This is a genomic window from Microcoleus sp. POL10_C6 (assembly GCF_036701585.1).
In the GTDB taxonomy this organism is placed as follows: domain Bacteria; phylum Cyanobacteriota; class Cyanobacteriia; order Cyanobacteriales; family Microcoleaceae; genus Microcoleus.
The window spans coordinates 1-11,310 of sequence record NZ_JAUBRB010000062.1 but is presented as its reverse complement, the minus strand read 5'-3'; the positions used below and the strand labels follow the sequence as shown (position 1 = coordinate 11,310).

Below are 11,310 nucleotides of genomic sequence, written 5' to 3'. Positions count from 1 at the left end.
GTTGTCAGTGATTAGTCGTCAGTTTTGAATCCTTAGTTAGCAGTCCTCAGTCCTTAGTTAGCGGTACTCAGTTCTTAGCTAATGACTAATGACTAACAACTAATGACTGATGACTAATGGCTAACAACTAATAACTGATGACTGATGACTCTTAATTACATCGGAACAACTTGAATATCAACTTCGGCGGTAACTTCTGCGTGTAGTTTGATTTCAGCTTTGTATGTACCAGTTTGGCGAATTTCGGGCAGAGTGATGCCGCGCCGATCGACTTCTTGACTGGTAGAGTTGAAAATCAGTTCTGCTACTTCTTGGTTGGTAACAGTACCAAAAATCGCGTCTGCTTCGCCAACTTGCTTGGAGATGATGAAAGGCCCAGCCGATTGGAGGGCGGTTTTGCGGACTTCAGCTTGCTGCTTGAGCTCTAGCTGGCGCAGTCTTTCTTCTTCACGGCGCCGCTCTGCTTGCTTGAGAATGCCGGGAGTGGCTCTAAATCCCATTCCTTGGGGTACTAGGTAGTTGCGGGCATAGCCTGGGGCTACTTCTACTACGTCGCCAGCTTTGCCGAGTTTGCTGACATCTTTATTTAAAACTAATTGGACGCGCTTGGCCATGATCGTGGGTTGTGGGGTTTTAACTGCAACTTTTTATAATAGCGAAGTTTGAGGGGCGATCGCAAGGAAGTTCGGCAACGGATTTGGTAGCGGATGTAACGGATGTAACGGATTTAACGGATGGATGTTGAGATTCGAGGTTCGAGGGAAGAAACAGGGATAATATTTTTAACGGGCAAATTCAGTTGGAAATTACGCAAAACAGGGGTGCTGTAATGAGCAAAATCAACTACAGTACAATGTGTTATCGAGAACTCAGGGTTTATTTTCAAGGCGCTGGGCGACGATCGATCGCGCTACAGTAGTAACTAACTGGGTCGAATTGATCGGCTTGGCTAAGTGTTGATCAAATCCGGCTTGTAAAACTTGACGCTCGTTCCCTTCTCCAGCATAGGCGGTTAAGGCGATCGCCAACAACTGCCGATACTCAGGCGCAAGCTGAGTGCGGATGCGATTTATCAACATATACCCGTCCATCTGGGGCATTCCAATGTCGCTAACAAGCAAATCCGGTGCAGTTTGTTCGATCAACTCTAGCGCCTCAGCAGCAGATGACACGGAAATCACCTCTGCACCCGCTTCCTCAAGCACAAAAGCGACAAAATCTCGCGAGTCGAGTTCATCATCTACCACCAAAATTCTCAATCCAGCTAGCGGCAAGGATGAGAGATCGGGACAAGCAGCCCCATGACGTTCTTCCTCCTCCTGCCTTCTAGAATCATCATTTAATAGCGGTAATCTCACCGTAAACGTCGCTCCTTGACCTTCTCCGGCGCTTTCTGCAAACACCGTTCCGCCGTGCAGTTCGATCAGTTGGCGGACGATCGCCAATCCCAATCCCAAGCCGCCAAATTTGCGAGTTGTTGCGCCGTCTTCTTGTCTGAAATGGTCAAAAACATAAGGCAAGAAATCGGGAAGAATGCCTTTACCAGTATCTATGACTTGAATTTGAGCTTGGTGTTCGACTTGCTCTAATCGAACTTCTACTCGACCGCCTTCGGGCGTAAATTTCACAGCATTTGATAACAAATTCCACACAATTTGTTGCAAGCGACTTGTATCGCCCAGAACTTGCTCGACATCGGAATTTAAAATTGTTTGAATTTGAATTTTTTTAGCTTCGGCTGCTAATTGCACGGTTTCCACAGCAGATGGAATAATGGTTGCCAGATTCATCGGAGCAACATTCAATCTGAGTTTTCCTTGCAGAATCCGAGACACGTCAAGCAAGTCTTCGATTAATTGAGATTGCAGTCTGGCGTTGCGCTCAATTGTCTCAAAAGCCTTGGCACTTTGACTCGCGTTCAGCTTGCCGCCGACGAGCAGTTGCGACCAGCCTAAAATCGGATTCAGGGGCGATCGCAACTCGTGAGAAAGCACGGCCAGAAACTCGTCTTTAATGCGGTTAGCTCGCTCGGCTTCCGTGCGGGCAGTTTGTTCTAATTGGAGAACTATATCGCGCTCGGTTTCCACTTGTTTGCGCTCTGTAATGTCGATTACAGAGCCGATATAACCCTCAAATTGTCCCCTTTCGGAAAATCTGGGAGCAGCCGCATCGATCACCCAAGAATATCCGCCATCCTTGCGCTGGAGGCGAAATTCTACGCGGTACGGTTCTTGGCGTTCGTTGGCGCTCAAAAAAGCGTTCTTGACCTGTTCTCGGTCTTCTGGATAGGCCGCGTTTACCCAACCCAATCCCAAACCTGTTTCCTCAGTTTGACCTGTGAAGTCATACCAGGTTTCACTCAAGAAAGTGCAATAGCCTGTGGAGTTTGTTACCCATACCATAAAAGGAGCGTTGTTAGCCATAGTGCGGAATCGTTCTTCGCTTTCTTGCAGCGCTGCTTCGGCTTGTTTGCGTTCTGTGATATCCCGACAGACAATCACTCCACCTTTGATTTCGTTGCTAGTATCAACTACCGGATAACCGCTGATACTGATCCAGCGACCTTCGGTATCTTCGCGACGGACAAATACCTCTACATCATTGACATATTCACCTTTGATTGCTCTGGCTAGAGGTAGTTCAGCGGCGGGAAAGAGGGTTTTTTTATCGGTCAAAAATAGTCCGTAGGTGCTCGACCATTCCTCACAAGATTTTTCATTCGATAGCTGACCGAATATTCCTACGGCGGCTTGGTTAAACAACACAAACTCCCCTTGTTGGTTTGCCAAAATTAAACCATCGCCAATGCTGTCAATGATGACTTGCAGTAACTTAGTTTGTTCTTGCATGGCGACTTCTGCTCGTTTGCGATTTGTGATTTCGCTGGAGATGCCAATCAGGCCGATGACTTCTCCCGCTTGATTGCGGTATGGAGCTTTCATTACCAGAAATGTCCGAATGCCATCGTGAGATTCTTCGAGGACTTCTGTTTGTCCAGACTCCATAATGCGCCGATCGTTTTCCGTGACTGTGACTGCAAGTTCTGTGACTGGGTATAAATCGATATCGCGACCACCAATTACTTCAGAAGCAGATTTGCCCATTATTTCCAGCGTGGCTGGATTTGCATAAATAATCTGTCCTTCTCGATTTTTGACAAAAATTGGCGTGGGCGCTGACTCGTTAATTACGTTCAAAATCGCATTCTTTTGGCGCAGTTCTTCTTCAGTGCGTTTGCGATCGCTAATATCGCTCCAATAAACGGTAAGTCCTTCGGCCGCAGGATAGGCGCTCACTTCTATATAGATCTGGAGCGAAGGCGAGAACTCTTCAAACTTGACAGAAACTTGTTCGGAAACAACTCGATGAAATTCTTGATATGCCCTTGAATTGGATTCTTTCTCGGCAGGGAATACCTCCCAGATTGATCGACCTAGTAAGTCGTTTCTCGATCGAGAAAGCAGTTTTTCTGCTGTGGCATTAACGTAGGTATAGCGCCATTGTGCATCGATCGCCATAAAGGCATCGGTAATACTTTCTAGAATATTGCTGACTTGCTGGGAGGCCACTTGCACCGCGAGTTCAGCGTTTTTGCGCTCGGTGATGATTTCGGAAAAAATCATGATACCGCCAATCTCATTGGTGTTGGTTCGCCAAGGGTGAATTTCCCAGCGCACCCAGTCGATTAAGCCATCAGGGCGGGGAAACCGATCTTCTTGGCAGATTTCAACTGCTCCCGCCAGACAGCGCTGGTGGACTTGTCTCCAATGATCGGGCAAATTGGGAAAGATGTCGTAGTGCGATCGGCCCACAATGTTTTGAGTGCCGAGCCCGTAACTTGACAGCCAGCGGTCGCTCACCAGCATATACCGCATCTGGCGGTCAAACATCGCCACCCCCGCAGGCGAATGTTTGACGAACAGCCGCAGTTGCTCTTCCTGTTGCCGCAGGAGATTTTCGGATTGTTTGCGATCAGTGATTTCTTGGAAAAGTATGGCGACTTGTCGGCTCTGCGGCTCAGGAGTGCGGAACGCCAAAACGTCGAACCAGCGGTTCATGACTTCCGAGCCGTGCTCGAAGCGCAAGGGTTCCCCCGTCAGGGCGACTTTGCCGTACATCTCAAACCAATAATCTTCGATATCTGGAACGAGCTGGCGCGCCGTTTTACCCGCAGCTTGTTCAAGTCCGGTTTGTTTCAAGAAAGCCGGATTGACTTCCAAAAAGCGGTAATCGATCGGCTTTTCGTTTTTGTCAAACAGCATTTCGATGATGCAAAAGCCTTCGTCTAGGCACTCAAACAAAGTGCGATAGCGTTCCTCAGAGTGGCGCAAAGCAGCAAGAGCTTGTTTGCGATCGCTAATATCCATAAAGGCTGCCACACAGCCACGAACGGCACCCTGCTCGTCAAATAACGGCACCGCATTCACCAACCAATCAAAGGCCACCCCGTCCTCGCGCACCATTTGAATTTCCACATCTCGCACTTCGACGCCCGAAGCCACGGCTAGTTGCATGGGCAGTTGTTCTCCCGGAATTTCTTCTCCGTTGCGGAATCGTCTAAACGGAAGGGCTGCGGCTTGCTCTCCGGTTCCAGAAACATTGGTATCGGGTGGCACTATCAACATCGACTGGGCAAATCGGTTAGCGCGAATTACTTTACACTGTGGGTCGTCTGCGATCGTAATACCGACGGGTACAGCATCAAGTATCGATTCGAGTTCATTGACTCGTCGCTCTAATTCTTGGTTGAGCCGTTCAATTTCTTTTTTGGTAGCTTTGCGATCGGTAATTTCATGCACCGTCACATTCACTCCCAGGACGCGATCGTCCTCGGCTTTCAGGGGATAGAGACTCAATAGCCAATCCTGTTCGACTCCCGGCTGTGCTGAGTTCGTCCTGCGAATTTCGAGCTGTTTGAGTGGAACTTTAGTTTCAATAACTTTTCGGTAAAGTGGCTCTAAATCATCTGCCATTTCTGGCAAGATTTCGCGCAATGTTTTGCCGATGTGGGCGGCGGCTGGAACTCCGTTAATTTCTGCTAGCCAATCGTTGATGCGGACAAAGCGCAACTCAGTATCGAGGAAGCAAAGTCCGATCGGCGCACTAGCATAAATCGCCTCGATTTCTGCTAGTTGTTGGTGTGCCGTTTGCGCTTGTTGAATAAAAACAGCCCGATCCGCCTTCTGCTGAGTCACATCTTGAAAATAAACGGCAAGCCCCGATGGTATCGGATAGGCTCGTACCGCATACCAAGCATTGAGTGGCGGATAAAAAGATTCAAAACTAACCGTAACTTGGAAGGTGGCGGCGTGGCGATATTCCTGTTCAAACAAACTGCCCACAGATTCTGGAAACTCTTCCCAAATGCTGTTGCCAATCACCTCTTGCGGGAGTCGATTCAGCCACCGCGCCGCTTGCAAATTGAGGTAGGTAAATCGCCAGTCTCGATCCAAAGCAAAGAACCCATTTGAAATACTTTCGAGGGTGTCTGAGATTTGGGGCGCGGGCGCGTTACAGACTGGTTCGGGCTGAGGTTGAGCGATCTCCGTGAAGGTTGTAACTACCGCGTAGGGAGTCGATCGATCTCCCTGAAATAAAGGTTGAGAATTGAGCGTCAACCAAATCAATTCTCCCTGTGGCCGATAAAAGCCCATGATGACATTTGAGCATGGTTGCCCGGTTTGTAGCGCCACCATCGCCGGATGTGTTTCACCAGGAAAATCCGAGCCATCTTCACGCAGAGTCTGCCAGCGACTGTTGATTGAAGTGCATAACAGCATCTGTTCTGCTGTCATCCCCAACAGCTCTTGGGCGTGAGAATTGCACCCCTGAATGCTACCATCTGCCAATTGCAGAACCATCCCGACATCAGTTGGCAAAGGCGCGACTGGGTAGAACGCTTTGTTAGAATCCGTTGAAACAAAGGGGTCGATTTTTGCTTGGGGTTCAGTATTGCGTGGGTTTTGCATCGGTTTCTAACAACGCTCATTTTACTTTGGGCAAAGCAAATCGCGCTCAATAATAGGGAAATAACCAGAGGAACTTTTGACTTGAGCAGGGTGACACTTCAAACCTAAGATGGATGTCGATCGTTCTGCGGTAATATCGATATCTAGACAATTTATTTTATCGTAGAGTCCCACGTCTGAACCAGTTGCGGGATTCAGCACAGGCGACGGGGAATTTTCTGGCTGTTTCAAATGCGAGGTCAGTCCCTCTCATTATTTTTCGGGTTGCTGCATATTACCCATGGCTGTTACTCGTTTTCGGGTGCGAACAGATGGCACTTGCACACAGATAAATAAGTAGATGAAGCTTGAAAATACGTCACCCCTCTCTCGCTGCGAGTGAAACGAAGCAATTGCTCTTGTTGTGCCCGCCTTACATTCTGTTACATAGTAAACTTTATTTGCGCCTACCTACTTAGAAACCCCGTTTCTTGGTGTAAATCTAACCGGAAATTTAGGCAAGATAATGTTCGTCTCAACGGTAAACGGGCGATCGCATTTACCTCAATACAGGGTCGCCTGCTTCCTCCAGTCCCAACGTTTGTGTCACGTTTGCCGTTCATCTCACAAACTTAATCCTATGCACATATTCACAGCCGCCGATCGCACCTATATTCTGGGGTTAGCAGCACTTCTCAAGTCTCTAGATCTAAATGTTAGCGAATCTGGGGAGGAGCAGGTCAAAATTACCGTTGTATCTACCAGGATATATTCACCGCAAAAGGAACAGTTACAGAATTGCTGCAAATACCAGATTGAATGGCAAGAATTGCAATCTAATTACGACCAACTTCTTTCGGTATCAGGTTCTAAACTGCCTTACGTTAAATTGGAGCCGCGAAAATATACTAAAGAAACAGAAAGGCTGATTTGGCTCGACAGCGATACGATCGTTATGGGCAGCTTAAAGCCGCTGTGGAACCTAGATTTTGAAACTCTGCCGATAGCAGCCGCAGCCAACACCTGGGGAAATCCCAACAATTATCAAGCTCAAAACCCTTATTTCAATAGTGGTGTTTTAGTTTACAACATGAAGCTTTGGGAGGAAGAGCAACTGTCGGAAAAGTTGCTCCAAAATGCTAGAACCCACGTTTGGGGCGATCGCGATCAAGGTGCATTAAATTCAGTTTTAGTGGGAAGGTGGAAGCAACTAGACCAAATATGGAACAACCACAAGACTGATGATATGTCAAGTAAAGTGATGCACTTTATGTCAAGACCGAAACCGTGGGAAAGCTCCGCCCCCAATCAATTATGGCTTGATATGTTGGCTCAGACACCGTTTAAGGACGAACTGGAAAAAATTCCAAATAAGTTGAAGGGGCTATCGAGCTTTCACGTAAAATACACAAGACTTGACAGGTGGTTGAGCGAACCGATACTCAAGTTTAAGAGCTACCTGAAAAAACAAAAACGTTAAGGTCAATCGATTTTAGATTTTAGATTTTAGATTAAAGAATTGAAGCATTGACCCCACGGATGAATCCGGGGGCTTGTATCCTGGATGCTTTCGGTCAAAATTGGTCTTTCATGCCGCGCAATCGAGCGAAGGTTTGCACTGGATCGGAGGTGTTGGCGGCTGATTGGATGTTGGGAAAATCCCAGCGCAAAAATGGGTTTGTCCTTTTTTCGAGGCCGATCGATGATGGTATTGTAGGTTGCGATCGACTGCGCGCTTCCTTAACTTCGGCGAAGCGCTGCTGTAAATCGGGATTGTCGCCATCCACACTCAAGGCAAATTGCAGGTTGTTCAGCGTGTATTCGTGGGCGCACCAGACTCTCGTACGATCGGGCAAATTTCGCAGTTGCCCCAGAGAGCCTAACATTTGGGCGGGAGTGCCTTCTTTGAGCCGGCCGCAGCCTCCAGCAAATAACGTGTCGCCGCAAAACAACTCGCCGGTTTCGCTGGGATTGCTGGGGGGGAAATAGTAGGCGATGTGAGCTTTTGTGTGGCCGGGTAGGAAGAAGACTTCGGCGGTTCTGTTGGCGAAAGAAACTCGATCGCCCGCTTGTAAAAACACTTGCTGTCCGGGTATTCTGCCTCGGTCTTCTGCGCCACCGTAAACTTTAATATGGGGAAAGCGATCGATCAGTTCCTGATTGCCGCCTATGTGGTCGCGGTGGTGGTGGGTATTGAAAATTGCGGTTAATTCGGCTCCGAGTGCTTGGAGTTGCTCTAATACTGGCTGCGATCGTGCTGGATCGACGACGGCTGCTGTGTGGCGATCGGGGTCGTGCAGCAAGAAAATGTAATTGTCGGACAGTACCGGAAGCCGATAAACCTGCATAGAAAAGTGCCTCTCTAGGAAAAATATTATATAATTAAATTAGTTCTGAACCCTATCCGAAGGCTGACTGCAGATTTATTAAGTCCGCGTATCTATCTTGGGAAGTAAAACTCTGATACGTTATTTCTGCTGTTGAGCAAAGTGATTTAAGGTCGGGTACGCACCATTTTTGGGTCAATAAGTGCAATCGGCTTTAATTATTTTAGCATACAAGCGATCGAATACATGCGAACATCTCACAACAAATCGAACTTAACAATTTCTCAAAAAGTCGATCGGATTGTAGCCTCTGGCAAGATCAGTCGCAGGGAACACTTAGTTTTGACTTCGGCTATCCTATCAGATGATAAAATTTCAGAAGAGGATCGACATCAGATTAATCGGATATTTGATTATATCCAAATTGGTCGCCTCAAGTTTATCGATTGAACAGAAAGACTTGCTCCCTCAGCATCGGTCTGGAGTTTAAAAAGCGTTTTTTAGGAGTGCGATCGTCCCGTCGGGTACAGCAAAGCCTATATATTTCGCTTTAATTCTCCGGCTTACGCGGAGTGTGAAAGCCTCAGATGTGGAAGTCTCAAATTAACAAGGCTCTTGGCAATCCCAGCTACAAAAACAGGCAGAAGAAAATGAGTGCAGACAAACAAACTATTTTGGTGACGGGTGGAGCTGGATATATTGGCTCTCACGCTGTATTAGCGCTGAAAAACGCCGGTTACGGTGTGGTGATTTTGGATAATTTAGTTTACGGTCACAGAGATATAGTAGATCGGGCTTTGCAGGTGGAGTTAGTAGTTGGCGACACGAACGATCGCACTCTTCTAGACAACTTGTTTGCTACGCACAAGATTGATGCTGTAATGCACTTTTCTGCTTACGCTTACGTGGGCGAATCTGTTACCGATCCCGCTAAATATTATCGTAACAATGTCATCGGCACTATTACCCTTTTGGAAGCAATGATCGCTGCTGGGGTGAAGAAATTTGTGTTTTCTTCTACTTGCGCGACTTACGGTGTACCGCACAAAATTCCGCTCACAGAAGACCACCCACAAAATCCGATCAATCCCTACGGTGCTACTAAGTTAATGGTAGAACGGATTTTGTCGGATTTTGACGCTGCGTATGATTTCAAGTCTGTTTGTTTTCGCTATTTTAACGCGGCTGGGGCCGATCCGAACGGGTTGTTAGGAGAGGATCACAATCCAGAAACTCACCTGATCCCACTGGTGTTGTTCGCAGCTTTGGGTAAACGAGATTCAATCTCGATTTTTGGCACGGATTACGAGACTCCTGACGGTACTTGCATTCGGGATTACATTCACGTTAACGATTTGGCATCGGCTCACATTTTGGGATTAGAATATTTGTTAAATGGTGGCAAATCTGATTTCTTTAATTTGGGCAACGGCGGCGGGTTTTCGGTGAAAGAGGTGATAGAAACGGCTCGCCAAGTGACGGGAAAAGAGATTAAGGCTGTTGAGTGCGATCGGCGTCCGGGCGACCCGCCTGCTTTGGTTGGCAGCAGCAAAAAGGCGATCGAAACCTTGGGCTGGTCTCCAGAATATCCAGACATCAAGAATATTATATCCCATGCTTGGCAGTGGCATCAAAAGCGTCACAGTTAGCATTAACTCAAATAAAACAAGTGCAAAAATAGAGTCTTAAATAATGTTAAACAGTCACAAAGATTTTTGTTTTTGCACCTTAGCTTTTGGGAAAAAGTATCGCGAATTAGCCAAACAACTAGCAGCAGACTTAGAAACTCATTCTCTAGGGACGATGCTAGTTGTTTGTACTGACAACCCAAATGACTTTCAGGATTTGACGAATGTTTTCGCCTTTAAAAAAAGTCGCGAAGGTGTAGATTATTGTTATAATGATAAACGATTTGCACTAAAAAAAGCCTTAGAATTATGCCGAGTGACAATTTTTGTGGATGCAGATACAAGAATCATAGGAAAAGTGCCGGAGAGAGAATGGATGCCAGGAATTACTTGTAAAGGGTTTATTCCCATTCTAGAACATCCACCAAATCAATCCTTGCCGGGAAGAAAAGAGGCAATTCACAAATTAGCAAAAAAGCTAGAAATTCCATTGAAAAATGTAAGTTTTGTTCCAGAAAATTTGTTCGTAATTGCGAGAGACAATGGGAAAGAAATTCAGTTTATTCAAGAATGGGGAAAGATTGGAAGATTTTTTGAAGTGCAAAAAGTCAAAACAAAAGACGGTAATCCCATTGGGTTAGCAACTGCTAAAGTTGGGTGGAATATTCGTAATGACGGGTGGCAGGAACTCGCTCAAATTAGGGAGCATTCTTTGGCTCATTGGGACTGGCAAAAAAATCAAGTAAGAACCTTTTGGGATAAGGTTTGGGATAAATTGCAGTTTGAGCATTGGCAATATCTCTATCGGTTATTAAAAACACAGTTAATTGCCTTATTAAATTTCGATTTTTACTATCGTTAGAGAAAAGATATGGATAGAGGATTTATCACCATTTTAATTGGATTGTAATCATTTCAATACTGCATACATTTTCTAGCTTCAGTCAGGAAGTTTCACCGCGAACCAATTATTATTTTAATAGATAGAGTCCCTCGATTTTTATATCCCTTACTTTTGGTGTTGGGAAATGTGAGATTGCAGGCCGCACCGAAACACGAAAATCCTGTTTTAGCATCGCCACAAGCTAAGCTGGCTTTGTATCAACAATCTCCTTTTGAGAAAACTATTTATCTGGACTGCGATATTTGTTTGCTATCGCCAATATATGAAGTTTTTGACTATCTTGATGAAGTAGATTTGCTGATAACAGAAGACGGGCCGCCTGCGATTGCTAAAGCGGCAAATTTATTAAGAGTTAAGCAGGATATTCTGTCAACTTTGCAGTCTGTCGGGTTGCCGCTAAATGAAAATAGGATTCAATACAATGGGGGATTTATCGCTTTTACGAAAAGCCGTAAAACTCAGGAATTGTTTATCAACTTTAAGAAATATTTCGAGATGGTAGT

At 46.1% G+C, this 11,310-nt stretch carries 6 protein-coding genes and 1 pseudogene; 4 read left to right on the top strand and 3 right to left on the bottom strand.

Annotated elements, in window-relative coordinates; translation table 11 throughout:
• Window positions 1-155 precede the first annotated feature (155 nt).
• Window positions 156-614, bottom strand: a complete 459-nt coding sequence (gene rplI / locus QUA34_RS25220) for a 50S ribosomal protein L9 (protein WP_006634794.1) — start codon at window positions 612-614, stop codon at window positions 156-158.
• Window positions 615-869: 255 nt separating this feature from the next.
• Complete coding sequence (locus QUA34_RS25215; RefSeq protein ID WP_333389825.1) at window positions 870-5,969, bottom strand: PAS domain-containing protein; 5,100 nt, start codon at window positions 5,967-5,969, stop codon at window positions 870-872.
• 619 nt (window positions 5,970-6,588) lie between these two features.
• Here QUA34_RS25215 and QUA34_RS25210 point away from each other — a divergent pair.
• A complete protein-coding gene (locus tag QUA34_RS25210; protein WP_333326266.1) occupies window positions 6,589-7,428 on the top strand; it encodes a glycosyltransferase in 840 nt (279 codons plus the stop codon).
• Window positions 7,429-7,522: 94 nt separating this feature from the next.
• Here QUA34_RS25210 and gloB read toward each other — a convergent pair whose 3' ends face one another.
• Window positions 7,523-8,296 (bottom strand): hydroxyacylglutathione hydrolase, encoded by a 774-nt coding sequence (gene gloB, locus QUA34_RS25205; protein WP_333326268.1) that lies wholly within the window; start codon window positions 8,294-8,296, stop codon window positions 7,523-7,525.
• Between the two features lie 629 nt (window positions 8,297-8,925).
• Here gloB and galE point away from each other — a divergent pair.
• From galE to QUA34_RS25190, 3 genes and pseudogenes are all read left to right on the top strand, one after another.
• A complete protein-coding gene (gene galE / locus QUA34_RS25200) occupies window positions 8,926-9,924 on the top strand; it encodes a UDP-glucose 4-epimerase GalE (protein WP_333326270.1) in 999 nt (332 codons plus the stop codon).
• A gap of 154 nt (window positions 9,925-10,078) precedes the next feature.
• The gene (locus QUA34_RS25195) at window positions 10,079-10,765 is read left to right on the top strand and encodes a hypothetical protein (RefSeq protein ID WP_333326272.1); all 687 of its coding nucleotides are present in this window, start codon (window positions 10,079-10,081) and stop codon (window positions 10,763-10,765) included.
• Between the two features lie 168 nt (window positions 10,766-10,933).
• A pseudogene (locus tag QUA34_RS25190) lies at window positions 10,934-11,310 on the top strand (hypothetical protein); the annotation flags it as partial.